The sequence below is a fragment of the Terriglobia bacterium genome, assembly GCA_020072565.1.
In the GTDB taxonomy this organism is placed as follows: domain Bacteria; phylum Acidobacteriota; class UBA6911; order UBA6911; family UBA6911; genus JAFNAG01.
Map to the genome: position 1 here is coordinate 13,602 of JAIQGI010000051.1, position 20,819 is coordinate 34,420.

The 20,819-nt window shown below is 59.6% G+C and carries 12 protein-coding genes; 4 read left to right on the plus strand and 8 right to left on the minus strand.

Annotated elements, in window-relative coordinates; genetic code table 11:
* Positions 1-154 precede the first annotated feature (154 nt).
* The gene (locus tag LAP85_23710; GenBank protein MBZ5499416.1) at positions 155-2,458 is read left to right on the plus strand and encodes a beta-galactosidase; all 2,304 of its coding nucleotides are present in this window, start codon (positions 155-157) and stop codon (positions 2,456-2,458) included.
* 12 nt (positions 2,459-2,470) lie between these two features.
* Complete coding sequence (locus LAP85_23715) at positions 2,471-3,175, plus strand: carbohydrate-binding family 9-like protein (GenBank protein ID MBZ5499417.1); 705 nt, start codon at positions 2,471-2,473, stop codon at positions 3,173-3,175.
* A gap of 276 nt (positions 3,176-3,451) precedes the next feature.
* Here LAP85_23715 and LAP85_23720 read toward each other — a convergent pair whose 3' ends face one another.
* The 4 genes from LAP85_23720 to LAP85_23735 all read right to left on the minus strand — a co-directional run bounded on the left by LAP85_23720 (position 3,452) and on the right by LAP85_23735 (position 11,780).
* Positions 3,452-4,687: a hypothetical protein gene (locus LAP85_23720; GenBank protein MBZ5499418.1), complete on the minus strand. Its 1,236-nt coding sequence runs from the start codon at positions 4,685-4,687 to the stop codon at positions 3,452-3,454.
* Positions 4,688-4,924: 237 nt separating this feature from the next.
* Positions 4,925-6,769, minus strand: a complete 1,845-nt coding sequence (locus tag LAP85_23725) for a sodium:solute symporter (protein MBZ5499419.1) — start codon at positions 6,767-6,769, stop codon at positions 4,925-4,927.
* Between the two features lie 320 nt (positions 6,770-7,089).
* Positions 7,090-9,519 carry a glycoside hydrolase family 127 protein gene (locus LAP85_23730; GenBank protein MBZ5499420.1) on the minus strand — a complete coding sequence of 810 codons (2,430 nt, stop codon included), beginning with the start codon at positions 9,517-9,519 and terminating at the stop codon, positions 7,090-7,092.
* A 110-nt stretch (positions 9,520-9,629) separates the two neighbouring features.
* Positions 9,630-11,780: a DPP IV N-terminal domain-containing protein gene (locus LAP85_23735; GenBank protein ID MBZ5499421.1), complete on the minus strand. Its 2,151-nt coding sequence runs from the start codon at positions 11,778-11,780 to the stop codon at positions 9,630-9,632.
* A gap of 441 nt (positions 11,781-12,221) precedes the next feature.
* Here LAP85_23735 and LAP85_23740 point away from each other — a divergent pair, with 441 nt between their 5' ends.
* Positions 12,222-12,698, plus strand: a complete 477-nt coding sequence (locus LAP85_23740; GenBank protein MBZ5499422.1) for a hypothetical protein — start codon at positions 12,222-12,224, stop codon at positions 12,696-12,698.
* Positions 12,689-14,725, plus strand: a complete 2,037-nt coding sequence (locus tag LAP85_23745) for a S9 family peptidase (GenBank protein MBZ5499423.1) — start codon at positions 12,689-12,691, stop codon at positions 14,723-14,725. Before LAP85_23740 ends, LAP85_23745 begins: the two co-directional genes overlap by 10 nt.
* 131 nt (positions 14,726-14,856) lie before the next feature.
* Here the strand turns inward: LAP85_23745 and LAP85_23750 are convergent, their stop codons facing one another.
* The 4 genes from LAP85_23750 to garR form a co-directional block, all read right to left on the minus strand.
* Positions 14,857-16,716, minus strand: coding sequence for a glycoside hydrolase family 127 protein (locus LAP85_23750; GenBank protein MBZ5499424.1), 1,860 nt, complete (start codon positions 16,714-16,716; stop codon positions 14,857-14,859).
* 251 nt (positions 16,717-16,967) lie between these two features.
* Entirely contained in the window at positions 16,968-18,365 is a 1,398-nt protein-coding gene (locus tag LAP85_23755; GenBank protein ID MBZ5499425.1) for an FAD-dependent oxidoreductase, read from the minus strand.
* 148 nt (positions 18,366-18,513) lie between these two features.
* On the minus strand, positions 18,514-19,818 hold the full coding sequence (locus LAP85_23760; GenBank protein ID MBZ5499426.1) for an MFS transporter: 1,305 nt from the start codon (positions 19,816-19,818) through the stop codon (positions 18,514-18,516).
* 87 nt (positions 19,819-19,905) lie between these two features.
* Positions 19,906-20,793, minus strand: coding sequence for a 2-hydroxy-3-oxopropionate reductase (gene garR, locus LAP85_23765; GenBank protein MBZ5499427.1), 888 nt, complete (start codon positions 20,791-20,793; stop codon positions 19,906-19,908).
* Between the last annotated feature and the right edge of the window lie 26 nt (positions 20,794-20,819).

Genomic DNA, 20,819 nt, shown 5'->3' on the forward strand with positions numbered 1-20,819 from the left:
CAAGTGCAAAATTACTGTTAAACGCAAAAAATGAAGCCAATAATCGAGTTTGTGCCCCATTTTTTCCCAGGAATTCATTGCGAGAAACTGAGCACGCACGGTTTATTCAGGTCCGACCCCGATTTCCAATTTGTTCTTCAGGAATGGATGGATTATGAGCAAACTGCTTTGCGCATTTTCATTTATTGTCGTTGCCGTCATTTCGGTTTCTCACCCGCCGGCGGGCGCCGAACTGGCCAGCGAGGTCAGGTTCCTCCACGGGATGCCTGCGCTCTATGTAAATGGGGTGTTGACCAGCCAGGTACTGGGGTCGCCATACCGGCCCGGCCCGTCGGACTTCAACGATTTCCGCAAAGCGGGGATTTCGATATTCGACATTTATCTGCGCTTCGACTGGACCGGCCCGGAGCAATACGATTTCACCAGGGTCGACGAGAAGGTTGAATCCTATCTCAAGATCGAGCCGAAGACTCTCTTCCTGCCGCGCATCCTGCTGACCCCGGGCCCCTGGTGGTGCAAGGCGTTTCCCAATGACATCACCATGCGGGATGACGGCAGCCCGGCCGGCATGTTCGGCCAGCCTTGCCATCCTTCGCTGGCATCGGAGAACTATCGCGAGTTGTCGCACAAGGCGATGATCGCGTTTCTCAATCACGTGGAGAGCAAGTACGGGGAACACATGGTCGGCTATCAGGTCGGGAACGGCTTCGGCGGCGAGTGGCTGATGTTCAACTCGTTCTGGGAAACCAGACCAGGCGGTCAGCCGCCCACAAGATTCGGAGTCGAGGATTACTGTCCTCCGGCGCAGGCGCTGTTCCGGATCTGGTTGAAGAACAAATACGGCAGCGTGGATCAACTGCGCCGTGCGTGGGGCAATCCACAAGTCAGCTTCGAGACGGCGACGCCCCCGAATGAGGTCGAGCGCTACAGTTCAAACCACGGCATCTTCTTCGACCCTGCGATCAGTCGGCGGGTGCCGGACTATTTTTCCTTTTTCAATGACATGGTGTCCGACACGCTCCTCGAGAACGCCCGGTGGGTGAAGGAAATCACCCACAGGAAGAAGATCGTCGGAGCTTTCTACGGGTACTTATGGTGCAATTTCCCCAACCTGAGCGTGGTTCACAGCGGCCATCTTGGGTTCGCGAAGGTGCTCGATTCGGTGGATGTGGATTTCATCGCGAGCCCGTATACCTATGACAACAAGCAAATCGGAGGGCCGAACAATTCCCAGACCCTTCCCGAAGCCGCTGCTCTCCATGGCAAGCTCTACTTCAATGAAGTGGACACCGAGACCCACCTGTTCCAACGGCAATGGCGGTGGGGTGACTCCCTGCACAATCCAACAAACTTCGAAGAGACGAAGGGCCTGCTCATTCGCGATTACGCCTATACTCTGACCAAGGGATTCGGCATGTGGTGGACCGACCTGCATGGCGGCACGTATCACGACGACCAGATCGTTCAGCTTCTGGGCCAACTGAAACAGATAGATGAGAAGTTTCTCGATGCCGACAGGAGTTCCAACGCAGATATCGCCGTCATTCTCGACGAAGCCAGCTTCACTTATTGCGGGGACGGGGAGCCGCTGTTCAACGCGCTCCTCACCGCTCAGAAGCAATGGGAGTTTGCATTTATAGGCGCGCCTTGGGATCCTTATCTGTTGACCGACATTGACAATCCGAAGCTGCGCGACTACAAACTCTACATCTTCCTGAACACCTTCCGGGTCACGCCGGAGCAGCGCGCCGCCATCCACGCGCGCCTGAAGCGTAAGGGCGCGACGGCGATCTGGGTCTATGCGCCGGGTTACATTGGCGAGAAACTCTCGGTCGAAAACATGCGGGCGCTCACCGGCATTCGACTGGCCGAGACCGGAAGCGCGGGCGAACTCAGAGTGGGCATAACGTCCTACAATCACTCATACACCAGATCCCTTCCCAAAGGGCTGGCTTATGGCACCGATGTGAACGTGGAAAATATCAAACGCTGGTATGACCACCAAATCTACCTCAAGGATCCCCGGGACCCGTCGCTCAGGCGCGACCTGCCGGGATTCCGCATCAGCCCGCGCTTCTGGAGCGACGACCCCCAGGCCCAGGTACTCGGCATCCTCGCGGGCATCGATAAGCCCGGGCTGGTGGTGAAAAAACAGCCGGGCTGGACCTCGGTTTACTCGAGCGCGCCGATCCTCCCCGCTGCCCTCCTGCGCGGCATCGCGCGCGCCGCGGGATGCCACATCTACAGCGACGCGGGTGACGTGGTGTATGCCAACCGCAACTTCCTGGGCATATACGCGCCCGGCGGCGGCTCGCGCACGGTGCGGCTGCCGCGTGACCTGCGGGTGGCGAATTTGATGAACGGGCTCGTGCTTGAAGGCGGCGCCCATGAATTCCTCCTTAAACTGGCGCCAAATCAAACCGCCCTTTTCAAACTCGAAGAATCCGGGAAAAGATAGGGAGAAAAGAACGTGAAACCACTGATATTTCTTTTTCTATTCTGCGCGTCGATGAGCCAGACCCAGGAAAAGGCCATGTTCCTGTCCTACTACGCGGAGAAGGCCGTCGAGCCGACGGCCGATCCGGATTCGGCGTTTTGGAAGGGCATTCAGGGCGTGGTCATCGATAAGAGCGTTCTCGGCCCCGCGATGCCCCAGTTTCGAGCCGAGGTGCGCTCGCGCTGGACCAAGGATTACGTCTATTTCCTGTTCATCGGCCCCTATGAGAAACTCACGCTGAATCCGAACCCCGACACCCGGAACGAAACCTACAGGATGTGGGAGAAAGACTGCTTCGAGGTGTACCTGGGCGCCGACTTCGAGCATACGAACCGCTACCGCGAATTTCAGATGTCACCCCAGGGCGAGTTCCTCGATCTGGATATCGATTCGACAAAGGACAAACCGGGATTCAACGGCGAGCAGGCCTGGAACTCCGGTATGCAGGTCAAGGCGCGCGTCGATGAGAAAAGGAAAATCTGGTACGGCGAGATGCGGATCCCAATCATTGCAGTAGACAAGCGCCCGGCGCAGGCCGGCAACGAGATGCGGATCAACCTGTATCGGCAGGATGGAGAGCCCCCGAACCGGGACTTTCTGGCCTGGCAGCCCCCCGGCGTCTGGAATCCTCATCACCCGGAGAAGTTCGGAACGCTGCGGCTCGTGAACGCCCGCTGAGGCTTCCAGTGACGAAACCACGAAACGCACCAAAGCGCTTTCGTGGTTACCTTTCAGGAAGCGAATGCTTTTACGAGGTCCGACACCGCTACCAAGCGTTACACTGGTTGACTGTGGACCAGTAAAACCATTGCCGGCACGCTAAAAGATCGTCCAGTGATACATGACCGGCACTGATTGAGTGGGGCCGAAGCCGGCCACGTCGTAGGAAGCGACAATCTTGAAATCGCCAACCGTCAGGGAAGGTACTCGCCATGAGTACGTGCAGGTGCCGCCTCAGCCAAACTGGAAGTTGCCGCTGGCCACCTGCCGATCACCCCTGTAAATGACAAATTTGGGAGGATTGCGGCGGTCGGGGGTCATGACCGTATACTCCTCCCCTGCCGCTCCCTTCAAAACGTAGCTTAGCAGCAGCGAGCTCCCTTTTCGTTCCGCTCTTACACTGCTGACAAACGGAGCGCCGATCTGCAGGCGGTTGGGAGCGCCCGCGGCCACCGTGATCCGCGAAGTTTCGGAGGTGGAAACACCTGTCAGCACCGGCTTGTCGGCGGCAGGCACCAGGTACACCGTCTGGATGCGATAGTTGTCCGCTGGCAGAGTGACGGTCCGACCCGGCGATTCCAGGATTGCCAGTCGTGCATCCCCTTGCAGGATCAGCCGCCGGACGAACTTCCCATCCAGGGTTACCTCTGCCATGGGAGAGCGGTGTTCCGTGAGCGTGGCGGTCACGAGCGCAACCCCGGATGCCGCTCCAAAGGCGAAGGCGAGCTGGTACTGATTCCCGCCTATGAAAAGGATCCTGGGAAGCGCCATCGGGCGGTATGTGAGCGCTTTGGGGTCGCCGCTGCGGGCCACCGGCGTGATCAGGAACTTGTCCTGGGCATCGAACTGACCGTCGAGGTTGTCCTGAACCTGGAAAAGCCACTTCCGTCCCTGAAGCTCGATCTCCCCCTCATAGAGCGACCGGATTCCTATGGAGGTCGAGTTCTCACCGAGAAAATAGAAAGGCTCCAACAGGTAGCGGCGATTGATGCCGTTGTTGCCGAGGTCGAGCCGGACACCTCTGAAGTAGGCAAAATATCCGGACGGCCCGCGCACCATTACCGACTTGTAGACGCCTTGAGGGTCATCCGTCAAATCCAGGTTCTGGTTGAGGTCGAGGTAGAGAGTGCGACTGGTGAAATTGACGGCGAAGCCTATAAAGTCGTTTTGACCGGGACCGATCTTGAGCGCCCGGCGTATGACCTTGTCGTTTCCCCCGAAATTGGGCTCCCTGCGGAATTTCACCTCTTGTTTGCTGAGCTCGATCCTGGTGGCCAAGGAGCTTTTTTCCGCGTACTTGAGCGAAACTGAAAGCGGCGCGCTTTTTGCCGCCGTTTGAGACCGGACCGGAGCCTGAAACAGGCCCGCACCCAATCCCGGCATCAACAGCAGGACACAACCCGGGACCAGGGCTGAACGATGAAGCTTGCGCAGACGACCGGGCCGAACCTTTGCAGTTCTGAAGTTCATGGTCGCAACCCCCCTTATAGGGTTTTACGTGCAGTGCCGCTCGATCTTTCCAATATTTTAAGCGGCAACCCTATGGAATCCAAGGCGAACCGGAAAATTGGCGTCGGCCGGCGTTCTTCGGCGTCCAAAAATAGAATTTGGATCAGACTCACGCGGATCAACGCAGATGCCGATCCGCGTTGATCCGCGCAAATCCCACCTCCTGGCTTCGAGCTTTCGGCTGCCCGTCAGGCGGCATTATCCTCTGAAGTACAGGTAGGCCCCGATGATGCAGGTCAGAACTAACGCGGAAGCAGCCACCTCCTGCCAGCTCCAGCTTGCGCGGGTGCGTATGCGGTCTTCATGCGTGACGGTGCCGTAAGTAATGCTCTGTATCTTCACGTAGTCCGGCTCGGCCGTCATATAACTCACCACGACCATGACGACCGCCGATACAATCGCAATCAGCACGCTGAAGTACTGGAAATAGATGTTGTTGATGATCCAGAGGAACGAGCCGGGCGTGTAGCCGTTTTCAAATCCCTTCAGGCCCAGCGTCACCGGCGTGTCCACCAGCATGCGGGACAGGCCCATCACAAAGCCCACCACCATGGCCCACAGACATCCCTTGGCGTTGAGGCGCTTAAAGAAGACGCCGAAGAAGAACACCACGAAAATCGGCGGCGCCAGGTAACCTTGCACCGTTTGCAGATAGTTGTAGAGACCGGATGCGCCCTTGATGACGGGGATCCATGCGAGCGCGATCAGCACCATGATGCCGGTGGCGATGCGGCCCGTGCGCACCAGGTCGTGTTGCGTGGCCTTGGGCTTCCACTTCTCATAGAGATCCACTGTGAATAGCGTGCTGCACGCGTTAAACACACCTGCCAGCGAGCCCATGAGCGCGGAAAGCAACCCCGCGACCACGATGCCGCGCAGGCCCGGCGGCAGGAGGTATTGCACCATCAAGGGAAACGCCCCCTGTGCCTCTCTCCTTACGATCTGGCCGTCTGCCCCGATCAGGATGTTGTGCAGCTCGGGAATTTTGCCGCTCTTCGCCAGCGCGAAACAGATCAGTCCCGGAATGATGAACAGGTAGACCGGAGACAGCTTGAGGAAGCCGGCGAAGATACTGCCGCGCCGCGCCACGGTCTCGTTGGGGGCGCCCAGGGCGCGCTGCACGATGTACTGGTCCGTGCACCAATACCAGAGACCTATGATGGGCGCGCAGAACAACATGCCCAGCCACGGGTAGTGGCCGTTGAAGTACCAGGCCTGCTTCACGATGTTGCCGACCGTATCCTTTTCCAGCACCGGCGCCCACGTGCCCTGCACGCCCGGAGGGATCAGCGGTTTCCAGAGGTTGAACATGTCCGATCCGCACCAGTAGCGGAGCTCATTCCAACCACCAAGCCTGTAAAGCCCATAAACCGTCAACAAGCCTGATCCCAGGATGAGGACCGTGACCTGCACGGCATCGTTATAAGCCACGGCACGCATGCCGCCGAGCATCGTGTAGAGGCCCGTCAGCACGATGACCAGCACGGACCCGATCCAGAAGCTGTCGATCTCATAACCTCCGATATTCAGGCGCATCTCCGGGAGTAGTGTGCCGAAAACCACCCCGCCCGCGAAGATCCCCACGGCGATCTTCGACACCACGAATGTGATGAGCGAGACCACGGAGAGGACGTAGCGGGAGCCGGAGGAAAAGCGCCTCTCGAGAAACTCCGGCATCGTGAACACGAGCGCGCGCGCATAAAAGGGAACGAACACCCACGCCAGCACCAGCAGGCACCAGGCATGCAGCTCATAATGAGCCATCGCCACGCCATCCGTGGTTCCGGACCCGGCCAGGCCCACGACGTGTTCGGACCCGATGTTGGAGGCGAAAATGGAGGCGCCGATGATCCACCAGCCGAGGTTGCGGCCGGCGAGGAAGTAGTCGGCCGCGGTGTCTTTGCTTTTGCGGACGACCCACCATGCGACGCACAGCAAAACCGTGAAGTAGAGCGCAATCATCACCCAGTCGATGCTCGTGATGTGCGACTTGAAGGGAGTAACCTGGAGCGAAAGAAAGAATGTGGGGGACAAAATCTTCATAGCGTTGCCCGTCTCTCAGCAGTCATTCGTTCGATGAAGTTTTTCGGTTTATCCAGCCGGTTCCAGTGACGCGACACCGGAATCCCCGGCGGATGCTGCGTATCATACCCTAGAGTTAGTAAACATACTTTAAGAATCACGGGCCGGGTGGAGATTTGTTTTTCACGCATCCGGATGCGGATGCAAATTACTTGATCCTCATCAGTTTGACGCAGAGGATGCCGTGCATCCCCGGCCTCAATCCCGAACTATCCGCGCTCTCAGCGTGGGGCTTTTGCTTTTCATTTATATTTTCGAGACCGAAAAACAAGTCCGGGCAGTTATCGGTTCACCCGCCACTCGATGATGCCGCATTCGTACCAGGTCAAATCCTGCGTCAGATAATTGCCGTCCGGCGGGCCGAGGGCTCCCTTCTTGTAAAGCTTTCCCTGGAGCTGGATCTCGAGGCGCAGGCTGGAGGTTGTCACCGGCTGAAAGGCCGCCTTGTTGAAGACATCTTTGGCAACCGGATAGGGGCCTGATGCGCTTACGGGCTTCCAGGTGTCCCCGTCCTTATACAGCAAGCGCCAGCTTTGCGGCAGCACGCAGACCTGCTTGTCGTCCTTCCAGTAGACCTCGACGGATGAGACTTTGGCCGGTTCTGCAAAGTCGTACTGGACCCAGGCGCGATCGCCCGATTGGGGGTGCAGCCTCAGGAACGGCGCCGACCCGTCCTCAGAATTCACCGGTTCGAGTTGATCGTATATGGCGCTGATGGCGCCGCTCCCATCCTGGGAACTCGGGTAGAATCGCCGTTCGATCGTCGGCGGCTTATTCCCCGGGTAGTTCTCGGCAACGGTGCCGTTGCCGCACGAAGAGGTTGCGCGGCTGGTAGAGGCGATGGTCGGCTCCGGCGCGATCCCGGCCTTCGACCGGTCGCGCGCAAGCCAGACAGACATTTCGCCCTGACTCCGGTTGCCGAAAGCGTAATACGGCACCGCCGTGAAATTCTGGGTTTGCATGACGATGGAAGTACGATCCACACCTCGGCGCAACGCGATCGCCTTCCCTGTGATCATGCCGATGCCCCCAAGCAGGTTCTGCCGGTAAGCGAATTCGAGGCCGGCGTTCTCTGGCAGCAGCAGGTTGAAAACGCCGCCGGGGTTGTCGGTTTGCTCGGCGCAGAAAACCAGCGGGCCACGCTCGAGCGCCACCATGCCACGATCATCTGCAACCTGGTCCGAGGCCACCACTCTGCGCACCGGCATGGGGAGATTGAGCTCGATTGTATCGCCGGCCTTCCATTCCCGTTCGATCCGTGCGTAGCCCTTCTCCACCTCGTACGATGCTGTGGCGCCGTTGATCGTCATCGATATTTTCTGTTCAGGAGCAGGCAGGTATCGATACAGCAGACCAGGCATCGGCTGATTTCGGGCCCAGCCTGGAATGCGGACGAAGACGGCGAATTTCTGTGGCTTCTGCGGATTGATGATCAGCCTGGTGGCTCCATCCCATGGGTAACGGGTTACTTGTGCCACGGTCAGGGGCACGCCGCCCAGTTTGACCTCAGCCTTGCTGCCGACAAACAGATTTATGTACAGGCTCTGATCACCTTGGGCGTAAATCAGGCCCCCCAATTGGGGCAAGAGGCGGGCGAGATTGGGGGGGCAGCAGTTCGGCCCGAACCAGCGCTGCCTGGCGAAACCGCCGTATGTTCTCAGCGGCGCCTGATACAGATAGGTATCGCCGCTCAGCGACACGCCCACGAGGAACGCATTGTAGAGCGTGCGTTCCAGGACGTCGATGAACTTGGCATCCTGGCGTAGCAGAAAGAGCTTCTGGTTCCACAAAGTATTGCCGTAGGCGGCGCAGATCTCATTCCAGGCGCTGAGATTGGGCAGGTCGTAATCGTCGCCGAAATCCTCTTCATCCCGATAGCTGCCGACGCCGCCCGTGAGATAGGTCCTTTTTGATACCGCGTCTTCCCAGATGCGCTCGTCCGCCCGGGCATATTCGGAATCGCCTGTCAGTGCCGCAATGTCGGTTAACGGCATATAGAGGTACGTGGCTCGCACGGCATGGCCGATCGCCCGGGTTTGAACTTTCACCGGCTGGTGATCCTGAGCATAAGGTCCGTATAAGCCGGGCCGGTCCGCAGGATCGCCGCGCGCATCGAGGAAGAACCGGGCCAAGTTCAGATACTTCGTGCTTCCGGTGCAGCGATAGAGGCGGATGAGACCGATCTTGATCCCCTCGTGATTCGCAATGTCATGCCGCCTGCCGGGCCCAAAGACCGAATCCAGGTCATCGGCGATCTCTATTGCCACGTCCAGCAGCTTACGGCTTCCCGTGGCCTCGAAGTAAGCGACCGAAGTTTCCAGGAAGTTACCGGCCCAGAGCCCGTCGCCGTCTCCCTCAGTGGACCACTTGTGCTTCCGGCTGCGAATCTCGGCGATGATTCTGTCGAGCGTTCCATCGACGCGCTTCCTCAGCGCAGCATCCGGATTCCTGGCGAGAACATAGCAGGCTGCTTCGATGAGTCGTAGATCGGGGCTGCGGCCCGTCTTGTCATATCGGTCCAACAAGCCAGGGATCGAGACCGTGCGATTGCTTTCCAGACGCGGAGTCCAGAATGCGTCCGTGATCTGCACGTCCTTGTACGAAACCGGCGAGATCCGGTAATCGGGCTTGCGTTGTGAAGTCTGCGGATAAGCGGAGAACGAAAAAGCGATTGCTGCGATTCCGGCGATTTTGAGCCACCAATATCTCATGGATAGTTTCACCATTCATTTGAGCCATCGAGTCCTGGAGTCTTCGCGGCACCTTTACCTCTAAGACTCGAAGACTTCAAGGCTCAAAGGCACTGGCTATTTTCACTGCTTCACTTTCCTGGCGGCGGAGCCTGCTTGAGAACCAGGTTCTCTATGAAGAACTCCATCATGCGAGCCGGATTGACGCCGGTATGGCCCAAATCCGGTCCGACCTGCACTTCGAAATTTTTCCCGGCCTTCTGCAACGCCTGGATAAGCTGCAGCGAGTTCGACGGATGCACGTTGTTATCGGCGGTGCCGTAGTAGAGAAGCAGCCTGCCTTTCAGGTTGTTCACGTAGGTCATCACGGCTGCCGCGTCATAGCCCGACCGGTTTTCTGAGACCAATCCCTGGTAGCGCTCACCGTAGACATCGTTGTAGTTGCGATAATCGGTTACCGGCGAACTGGAGCAGGCTGCCTGAAAGAGCTCGGGGAAACGCATCAATAACGTCGCAGCAGCGGTGCCGCCGTACGACGTGCCATAAACGCCGACACGGTTCTTATCCACGTAAGGCCTCTTCAAGAGTTCCTTCACCCCCTCGGCCTGGTCATCCATCTCGACGATGCCGAGGTGCCCATAGAAGGCGTCGATGAACCGCTTGCCCCGCCCGGCGGCGCTGCGGGCATCGAACGATGCCACCAGGAAACCGTATTCCGTGGTTGGGTTGGGAGTGGCAAAACTCTCGCTCGCGGCATTGGTCAGAGGGCCCCCATAGACGCTGACGAGCAGCGGGTATTTCTTGCCCGGGTCGAAATTCGATGGGAAGCTCAACATGCCGTGAAGGTCGGTCTGCCCGTCCGGCGCTTTGAATTTGAAGAGTTCCACGCGCTTCAAGCCCAGCTGTTCGAAGCGGGTCATATCGCTTTTTGCCAGTTCCGCCACCACCTTGGCGTCGGAGTCCACCAGGCGGGTCACCGGGGGGACATCATGGGTTTGAGCCACATCGATGAGATACCTGCCGTCGGGAGAAAGGTCCACGCGATGATTGAAGGCGGGGTCGGTGAGGCGTTTATCTCCTCTGCCATCCAGCCCGACGCGGTGCAACTGCATCTTCATGTGATTGTCGCCATCGCGCGCCATGTAGTAGAGAAGCCCGGCTTCCTCGTCAACGCGCACGATGCTGGAAATCTCGCATGGATGATTCGTGAGCGTCGCCAGCAGCTTGCCGCTGAGGTCATAAAGGTGGTAGTTCTTAAATCCGGTGCGCTCGGAGCTCCAGATGAAGCGATTCCCGTCGTTGAGGAAATAGACCGTCGGGACCCACTCCACCCAGCTCGGCAGCCATTCCTCGCGCACGATAACGCGGCATTTGCCAGTGTCCGGATTGGCGGCAGCAAATTCCACGGTGTTTTGTTTGCGATTCATGCGGTGAAAGAGCAGCTCTCTGCCGTCCGGCGACCAGTAAATGCGGTAGACATAGTACCCGACCGTCGAATCTTCAAACGGTTTGCCGTCGCGCACGTCGACCCGCACCGACCTCCTGGCGTCCAGATCGTAGATGTAAAGATTGACAACCGGGCTGGTCACTCCTGCCTTCGGGTAAGGGTCGACCTCCAGCGCGTTGTACTGCGCCGTCTGTTTGAGCGGCACATAGTAATCGGGGACTTTGCTTTCGTCGAACCCGTAGTAGGCAAGCTTTCTGCCATCCTGCGACCAGAATATCCCCCCGGACATCCCCAGTTCTTCGCCGTAAATGATCGTCGCCACGCCGAAGCGAATGCGGGCTTTCTCGTTTCCGTCTGTGGTTATGGCCACGGCATTGCCGCCGTCAGGGTCGCTGATCCACAGATTCCCGTCACGCGAGAAGGCGTTGTGCCTGCCGTCGGGCGACAGTGCCGACGTCGTCTGCGAACGCACGATGCCGCCCCCGCCCATCTGCTGGCCGGCCCGAGCAAAGCTGGTTGCGCGGCCTTGGCTGCCGCCGCGGCCGCTCCCCACGCCGCCCCTGCCGCCCTGGGGTGGAGTCTGAGGCGGCGCCGCGGCGTCTTCCGTTGCCTTCCGGGCCGCGATATCGTAGTGATAGATTTTCCCGTTCCACTGATAATCGAACGACTTGCCGCCGTCCTTCCACGTCACCGACAGGGAGCCGAGCTTGACCGCATTTCGGATCTCCCCGCTCATCTTCTGGTATTGCGCGTAGCCGGGGTACTCTGGCAGGCGGTTCTGGGCTTTTGTCGGTCCCGCAATGATCCCGGACAGAATAATTGCAGCAACACACATGCTTGTCTTGCAGGCGGTTAAAGTTCGATCGGCCACCGTCTGACCTCCATCTAAAGAAAGGCGTTTTCCACCTCTAAGCGTGAAAAAGCCCCGTCCGGATCGCCCGGAGTTCGGGGAAGTAGTGCCCTATGATACAGCAGCCAGGTTGGTTCGCAGGAGAAAGTTCGCACGCTTCTTTAATAATCCTCTTTTATTATCCTTGCTCCTGCACGCCGCTTGGGATAAAAAAGCCACAAATCGCCGCCTGGAACCTCTTGCATTTGCTCCAGGGGAGTTCGCAGGCGCATGAAAAGGGATTTGCTTAAAGGCAGCCTCGAAGAACACGAATGGCCACTTTCAAGAACTAATGATGTATTCAACCGACGTGGCGCGCGCACGATCAGCAAGCGAAGCCCCGCTGATGATCAACCTTTCGGTTACGCAGGAGGATATATGAGATTCATGAATCGATTGTTGACCGCCCTATTCCTGATGGTCGCGGTTTTGGGTCTGGGTGTGCTTCTGCCGACAGCGGTCCAGGCGCAGGGGACCCAGGCTGATTATCAGCGGGCCCAAGACCTCGGCACCAAGTTTCGAGGATTGGTGGCTAATGTCCCGGGTACTGCGAACTGGATCACCGGCAGCAACCATTTCTGGTACTACAAGTCGGTAAAGGGCGGCTATGAATTTGTTCTGGTAGATGCGGAGGCGGCGTCGAAGAAGCCGGCCTTCGATCATGTAAAACTCGCAGCGGCCATCAATCTGGCGTCGGGCGGCAAATACACGGCGCTAAATCTGCCGTTCGCGCCCCAGGCGGGCGGCCGTGGTGGTGGTGGAGGAGGAGGAGGCCGCGGGGCCGGTCCGGCGGCCGCGGCGGGGCACCCGCAGATAGTTCTTTGGCGGCGGACGATGACCAGCTCGCCAATCCGATGGAAGTAGGCGGCGATCCGGTGGACGGTCTCGAGTACCTCGCGCCTCCCCTGCTGCAGGGCGGCGGTCAAGGCAGAGGTGCCGGCCAGGGCCAGGAGAGGTGCCGCCCCCGTACCCCGGCTGGAGCGCCAGGCCAGGGCCGTGGCGGTACCGGCACGGGCGGCCGCGGGGCTGCCGGCCCGGCCGCTGCCGGCCAGACGCCCACTGAACCTCAGCTGTGCGGCTCTTTCGACGGCAAATGGGATGCATTCATTCAGAACTTCAATGTGTACCTGCAGCCATTGAGCCCCAGGGGGCCGGCGATTCCACTGAGCTTCGACGGTTCGGAAGGCAACTACTACACTTTTGATTCCATCGCCTGGTCGCCGGATTCCACGAAGCTGGTGGCGTACCAAACACGCCCGGGTTATGATCGCCGGATTCATTACATCGTATCATCGCCCGCGGACCAGCTTCAGCCGACAACCCGCACCTCCAACCTTTACCGCAAGCCGGGCGACGCGTTGGATATTGCCTCCCCGGCCCTTTTCGACGTGGCCAGCAAGAAGGAGACCGAGATCGATCCGGCCCTTTTCCCGAATGCGTTCAGCCTCTCAAGGCCCGCGTGGTGGAAGGATGGTCGCGCCTTCACGTTCGAATACAATCAGCGCGGCCACCAGGTGTATCGCGTCATCGAAGTGGACGCCCAAACCGGCAAGGCGCGCTCCCTCATCTCGGAAGAAAGCAAGACGTTCATATACTACAACAACCTGGGGTCGGGCCTCTCGGCCGGCAGGAAGTACCGCCGCGACCTCAATGACGGCAAGGAGATCATCTGGGCTTCGGAACGCGACGGTTGGGAGCATCTGTATCTCTACGACGGCGTAACGGGCAAGGTGAAGAATCAGATCACCAAGGGTGAATGGGTAGTGCGCAACGTCGACCGAGTGGATGAAGCCAAACGGCAGATCTGGTTCGAGGCCGGCGGCATGAACCCCGGGCAGGACCCATATTTCACTCATTTTTACCGCATCAATTTTGACGGCACCGGCCTGGTCAAACTGACGGACGCCGACGGCAACCACTCGTTGACGCCCTGGCCCGACTGGACCCAGGGTGATCCCCGGTATTACATCGACACCTGGCAGCGGGTCGACCTGCCGCCGGTGTCGCAACTGCGTCGCGGCGAGGACCAGAAGGTGATCATGGACCTGGAGAAGGCGGACGCTTCGGCGCTCCTCGCCGCAGGCTTCAAAATGCCCGAGGCCTTCGTGGCCAAGGGCCGCGACGGGAAGACCGACATCTGGGGCGTCATTTTCCGGCCAACCAATTTCGATCCCGCGAAGAAATATCCCGTGGTCGAAAGCATCTATGCGGGACCCCAAGGCTCATTCGTTTCCAAGACCTGGAACGGTACGGGTCAGGCGATTGCGGAACTGGGATTCATCTGGGTGCAGATGGACGGCATGGGGACAAGCAACCGCTCGAAGGCATTCCACGATGTCGCCTGGAAAAACCTGGGCGATGCCGGCTTCCCGGATCGCATCCTCTGGCACAAGGCGGTCGCCGCAAAATATCCCTGGTACGACATCACCCGAGTGGGCATTTACGGGACTTCCGCCGGCGGGCAGAATGCGATGGGAGCCATGGTGTTCCACCCGGAGTTTTACAAAGTCGCCGTCGCCAACAGCGGTTGTCACGACAATCGCATGGACAAGATCTGGTGGAACGAGCAGTGGATGGGATGGCCGCTCGGCCCCGAGTATGTTGCGTCATCCAACATGGAAAACGCGGGCAAGCTGCAGGGGAGGCTGATGCTGATTGTTCCCGAGCTGGACACTAACGTGGATCCATCTTCCACCATGCAGGTCGTCAATGCCTTGCTTAGGGCCAACAAGCAGTTCGACATGCTCGTGGTGCCGAACTCCGACCACGGGGCCGGCAGCATCAGTTCTCATTTCCGCGATGACTTCCTCGTCCGCCACCTGCTGGGCGTCGAGCCGCCGAATTGGAACCAGTTGCCTCCGCCCCCGCCAGGGAGAGGCCCAGGCAACTAGTCGAACGCATTTAGGCCAGAGGGATATTCGGCCCCGATGTGAGAACGGCTGCGAGGAAAAGGGGGACGCATCTGCAGAAATTAAGAAATCAGTCGATTCTTTGATCTTTGCAGATGCGTCCCCCCTCAGAATTACCAGAGAACGTTCCGCAGCGCCGGGTCGAAATACATCCGATACGTCGCCATCTCCGTGAAACGGTAGAGCGGCATGAAATCGTCGCGCTGGGAGGACTGTTCCTGACCGGCATAGCGGAAAACCGCCGGGTCGTTGCTCGCCACCATCCATTGGTTTAGCGCTTCGTCGTCCTTCGGAATGCCTACCAGGTGCTTGTGCACGACCTGCTGCGCATAGACAACCGGCCCACGTACGATGGCCACCCGGTTGGGATGCTGCCGATCGATCGGCGCACGGCGGAAGCGCAGCGGGATCGTCATTTCGATCCGGTCGCCGCCTTGCCAGTCGCGCTGGATGGACGCCCACTCGCCCGGCCGCGCCGCCACATTGACGATGTTCCCATTCACCTTGAACGAGACTCCGCTTGACCAGCCGGGCACGCGCAGCCGCAGCGCAAAATTGGCCGGTTGCGCCAGTTCCAGCCGCATCGCGACCGTCTCGGCCTCCGGATAGGATGTCTCCTGCGTGAGCCGAACGGTGCGCCCGCCCGCCTCCCAGGTCACCGACGAGGGGAGATAGAGGTTGACGTGCAGCGCCGAGTCGTCCTTGAAGTAAATCAGGTTCTGGTACTCCACGACGTCCTGAAAATAGGTTCCGGAGCAGCAGGTGTAGTTGTTGCGCGAATAGATCTTCATTCCGGCGCCAAGCTGGTAGTTGGCATAGTAGAAGTGTTTGCCGTTTTCGACGATGGGGAGAGCCGCGCCAATGGCGTTGTAAAGCAGCCGCTCAATCCAGTCGCCGTAACGCGCTTCACCCGTGAACATCATCAAGTATTTTGCCAGCTTGAACGCCGCCCAGGAGCAGCACGGCGCCTCGAAGCTGTCGAGGCGGAGCGCCAGCGATTCACCGAGGGCGCCGTCGGCGAACACGTAGCGCTCGGCCGGTCCGAAACCTCCCGTTGCATAGCATTGCGAGCTCTGCAGAAAATCGTAGAAGTTTTTCAGGATCTGGAGAAGCCTGGGATCGCCCTCGATCAGGTAAGCCATGGCCGCGCCGCTGAACGAGTTGCAGTGGCTGTAGGCGTGCACGCCATGGGCATTAGACGGCGCGTTGGTTTCGGCGAACTTGTTCCAGTAAGCGTCGTAGCGCCAGACGTCGCCGAACTCCTTGTATTTTGCCAGGCCCGTGAGCATATAGGCGCGATAAAGGTTTTCGCTGAGCGTGTACCACTCCAGCGGCGTCCCCGAGTGGAGTTCCCAGGGTGCGTTTGCGGCCGGCGTGCGCGTGCGATCGAGGCTTTTGATTCCCCAGTCGACGACCTTATCGATCAGCGCCGGCGTGCCGCCATGGCCGGCGTATTGGTGCATATCGGACAGCCCACCCACCAGCTTCTCCCATGGGTAGTGTTGCATGCGCGGGTTGCCGTCGGCGCCGATCGTTTTGGCCCATTCGTCGGCGAGTTTGACCGCCTTGCCGCGCAGCTCAGTGTCGTTGTTGGCTCTTGAGGTGCGCGCCATAGCCTGGAGCCACTGGCCGAAGATGACCGAAGAATCGCGGTTTGCCCAGCCCCCGAGCACCTTGCCCGGGGCGTTCAGCCCTGCGGCGCGGCGGAACCCATAGAGGATGTCGTCATCCGGGACGCGCAGGTAGTAGTCGCGCGCCGACTGGTACTGCTGCTGCCAGCGGCTCGGACCAAAGGCAATCCCCTGGTAATCGAACGGCTGTATCACGATCTTGCCCTTGGGCGTGATCTTGCTGCCGACGCTGCCGGCCGGCGTATTTTGTGCTGCCGGAACGCCCTGGGCGAGCGGCGAGAACACCACGGACGCCGCCGCCACCGTTCCCAAAAACTCGCGCCGATCCATCGTGTTATCCATATCCGCGGCCTCCTTCCAAACCGCAGCCAGTTGCCAAATGCCAAAATCCCCTGCAAGAAATTACTGTGACTACTTCGAAAATAGATCCGGTATCGCAATCGCCATCGCAATCGGAACTCTTGGCCGGCGAAAGCCGATAGCGACCTCGATATCGATTGCGATACCGATCCCGACGTTTAACAACCGGATAGGATGAGCTTTTCATGCGTCGTAGGGTGCGCCCTGGCGCATGATAGGGTGTTTCGCAACGTTTATGGATCGCGGCCTGTGACTTCCAGATCCACGCCGTCTGCGCGCAGCTTGTCCTGGAGTTCCGGCACTTTCACGTCCCGGGGCTGGATCCCTTTTTGCGCTGCCAGGGAAGCTGCCAGGCCGGCAGCATGACCGGTGGCCATGCAGTTGCCCATGCTCTTGGCCGCCGCGGCGGCCACATGGGAGGTTGAAATGCAGCGGCCGGCGACCAGTAGCCCGTCGAGTTTCTCAGGCACGAGCGCCCGGTAGGGCACGTCATGGGTCTTCATCGAACCGCCGGGCCCGCCGATTTCTCCCCCGGGATCCATGAGCCCGCTGCGCCATGCGATGACATCCTCGAATTTCTGACCGGCTCTGGCATCCTGCTCGGTGATTACGTACAAGCCCTTGACGCGGCGGCTTTCCCGGACGCTGAGCTGTGGGCCGGCGGCGACCCACTCGATCTGGTTGATGTTCGGATTGTCCGATCCCCGCAGCGCCTGGGCCATCTGGAGGGCTTGCCGGCGGCTTGCGCACTCGGCCTTCGTGCGCTCCACGGGATCCGTGGCATCGATACGTCCCATATCCGCGGTTCCCGAATGGTTGATGAACCAACTGCTGCTCTGGACAATGGGCCTGATCTCCAGAAACCCTGACGGAATCAAAGGGTATTTCTTCCTCCCGTTGCGGATGGCCGACGAAATGTCGGCGGATCTGACCTTGGTCTTGTCGATGTTGGTGAGGGCCAGCGCCAGGGTCATCGGCATGAGACTCTTGGGATCCATCATGGTCTCCGCCCCCGCATAATACGAGACATCAGCATCGCCTGTGCAGTCGATTGCGGCCTTGGCACGGACCACCATCAACCCGCGCTTGGTGCCGACTACCACGCCGGTCACGCGATTGCGCTCGACCACTGCATCCACGGCGCGCACATGCACCAAATAGCGCGCGCCGGCCGCTTCCAGGGCATCGAGAACCGCGACCTTGAGGTATTCGACGTTGCACCAGAGCTCATGCTTGTTCAGCGTGCCGATGCTCACCGCCTGGTCCCCATAGGCCACGAGCTTTTCGATCAGCAACTCGTGAACCGCTGAGCGCGGTTTGCCTCCGGGACGCACCTGGTTGATCTCCATTCCCAACATCCATGCCGCCACACCGCCGAAAAACGAGTGGTTCTCGATCAACAGGGTCTTCGCCCCGGCGCGGGCCGCCCCCAGCGCAGCTCCGATGCCGGCCGGGCCTCCCCCCACCACCAGAACATCCACCGTGTCGAGGACGGGGTATCCGGACGCCGAGCGCATCGCCGGGGCTTGCGCGAAGCTGTGTGCGCTTCCCCCGGCCACCGCCATTACGCCGACTCCGGCCGCTCCCGTTTGTAGGAATCCTCTCCTCGAGAGACTTCGCTGCTTTTTCATGGCATCCGCCTCCAGCGTGACCTTCTGGGCGATCTTGCTTGTGTGCCCTAGAGCCTATACCAGAACGGCTCACGAAACGTATCGATTATTTAACACGCCGGAAACCCACCGTGACTTCAAAGCTGAGGAAGGGAATGTCGGGGACTGTTCAGGGGCCGGCCTGCACGGCCGGCTCTTGCGCCGTGAGGATGGGGACGTCTATTGGCTGCACGTTGCGGATGATCACCACGATCAGCAGGAATGCGAGCACATGGAGTGTCCCCGCGATCATGAAGATGGGGCCATATCCGGTGCCGTATTTGAGCATCTGGCCGGCAAGCTCCCCGAAGACGATGCCGCCCATCGCGCCACCAAAGCCGACCAGGCCGGCGACGGCACCTACGACCCGGCGTGGAAATATGTCGGCCGGCAACGTCATCACCAGCGTGGACCAAGCCTGCTGTCCGAAATACGCGATCGCGAAGGGAACGATAATCCAGCGATTCGAGGCGAAGGGAACGAACAGGAGGCAAGGCATGACGGATACGCTGACTCCCAAGGCGATCTTGCGGGCGCGGTTCAGCGCGAATCCCCGCCCGACCAGCCAGCTCGAAAATGAGCCGACGACCAGGCAGCCGATGCCGGCGGCCGCCCACGGTATCCAGGCGTAATACCCCACCTCCTTGACGTTGTACCCGCGCGTATCCAGCAGATACTTTGGCAGCCAGAACGCGATGAAATACCAGACGGCGTCGGTGAGAAACTTGGCGATGACCAGGGTCCAGACCTGCGAGTAGCGGAAGAGTCGAATCCAGGGAATGCCGGGATCTCTCGGTCCGCTCACTGCCATTATTTCCTGCAGTTCGCTCCTTTCGGCGCCGGAAAGCCGGGGATGACGTGCCGGCGGGTAATAAGCACGCAGCCACCACACGGTCCAGACGAGTCCTGCAGCTCCCGAGAAATAAAAAACCCAGGGCCAACGGGCGTAGGACAAAATGGCGGCGATCGCGGGAGGGGCGATGATTCCCCCCACGGCCGTTCCCGCATTGATGATACCCATCGCCGTCGAGCGCTCCCGCATCGGGAACCACTCGGCCACGGCCTTGGTGGCCGCCGGGAAGCCACCGCCCTCACCTACTCCAAGCATGAGACGGCTTATGGCCAGCGCCGTGAAACCGGTCGCGAGGCCATGACTGGCGCACGCCAGCGACCACCACGCCATAATCAGAAAGAACCCCAAACGTGTGCCCAGTGCGTCGATCAGCTTTCCGCCGATGACATACATCAGACCATAGGTGATCAGGAATGCAGTGTTCAGGTGCGCGAATTTTTCGTCCGGGATGGGGATTTGCTTCCTGATCTCGCCCACGGCCACCGAAAGCGTCTGCCGGTCGAAATAGCTGACGGTGATCGCGGCGCAAAGCAGAATCGCGATCCACCAGCGAGTGGCAATGCGAGGAATCCTGACTTCCATAATCTCGGCCCATATAATCGGGGTCGGCTCTGCAAAGGTCAAAAAAATCCGTTTTTTTTGACTTTTGCAGATTCGATCCCCTTGCCCTCAGCCTCGCACTTGTACCTTGGCCAGGTTCTCGTAGAACTCGACGAGGCCGCTGTGGTCGTTCCCGGCTTTGCCGTCCACTTTGAGCGCCTGCATGATTTCCAGGACCTGGCTGGAGAGTGGGATCGGCACGCCCAGGCTATGGGCAGTGTCGAGCGCGTTCATGAGATCCTTGATATGGAGTTCGATGCGGAAGCCCGGCTTGAAGTTGCCTGCCAGGATCATGGGCATTTTGGCGTCCATCACGGTGCTGCCGGCCAGGCCGGCGCGGATGGCCTGGAAGACCATCCTGGGATCGACGCCGGCCTTCGTCGCCAGAACCATTGCTTCGGAAAGGGCGGCGATGTTCAGCGCCACAATGATCTGATTGGCGAGTTTGGTGACGTTGCCGCTGCCGATTTCGCCGCCGCGCGTGACCGATGCGCCCATGACCCCAAGAATATCCTTCACTTCGGCGAACGCCTGTTGCGGCCCGCCGGCCATGATGGCGAGGGTGCCCTCGATGGCCTTGGGTTCGCCGCCGCTTACCGGCGCGTCGAGCATGGGGACGCCTTTCTTCGCAAAGCAAGCGGCAATTTCCCGGCTCGCCAGGGGAGCAATGGAACTCATGTCGATGAAAATGGAGCCTGCGCGAATCCCCTCGATTACACCCTCCTTACCCAGCGCTGCCTCTTTAACCTCGGGAGAATTGGGCAGCATGGTGATAATCACTTCGCTGCGTGCCGCCACATCCTTGGGAGACTGGCCCGCCACGGCGCCGGCTCGAGCCATTTCCGTGACGGGCTCGGGTCGAATATCGTGAACAACCAGCTCGTGACCCGCCTTCAGCAGGTTCTTCGCCATGGGCTTGCCCATGATGCCCAAACCGATAAAACCAATTTTTTTCATGTCAGCTCCTTGAAGCACCCAATCCG

Coding starts and splice junctions, on each gene's coding strand:
- LAP85_23710 (MBZ5499416.1), top strand. CDS start 155: ATGAGCAAACTGCTTTGCGCATTTTCATTTATTGTCGTTGCCGTCATT.
- LAP85_23720 (MBZ5499418.1), bottom strand. CDS start 4,687: ATGAACTTCAGAACTGCAAAGGTTCGGCCCGGTCGTCTGCGCAAGCTT.
- LAP85_23725 (MBZ5499419.1), bottom strand. CDS start 6,769: ATGAAGATTTTGTCCCCCACATTCTTTCTTTCGCTCCAGGTTACTCCC.
- LAP85_23730 (MBZ5499420.1), bottom strand. CDS start 9,519: ATGAGATATTGGTGGCTCAAAATCGCCGGAATCGCAGCAATCGCTTTT.
- LAP85_23735 (MBZ5499421.1), bottom strand. CDS start 11,780: ATGTGTGTTGCTGCAATTATTCTGTCCGGGATCATTGCGGGACCGACA.
- LAP85_23740 (MBZ5499422.1), top strand. CDS start 12,222: ATGAATCGATTGTTGACCGCCCTATTCCTGATGGTCGCGGTTTTGGGT.
- LAP85_23745 (MBZ5499423.1), top strand. CDS start 12,689: ATGGAAGTAGGCGGCGATCCGGTGGACGGTCTCGAGTACCTCGCGCCT.
- LAP85_23750 (MBZ5499424.1), bottom strand. CDS start 16,716: ATGGATAACACGATGGATCGGCGCGAGTTTTTGGGAACGGTGGCGGCG.
- LAP85_23755 (MBZ5499425.1), bottom strand. CDS start 18,365: ATGAAAAAGCAGCGAAGTCTCTCGAGGAGAGGATTCCTACAAACGGGA.
- LAP85_23760 (MBZ5499426.1), bottom strand. CDS start 19,818: ATGGAAGTCAGGATTCCTCGCATTGCCACTCGCTGGTGGATCGCGATT.
- garR (MBZ5499427.1), bottom strand. CDS start 20,793: ATGAAAAAAATTGGTTTTATCGGTTTGGGCATCATGGGCAAGCCCATG.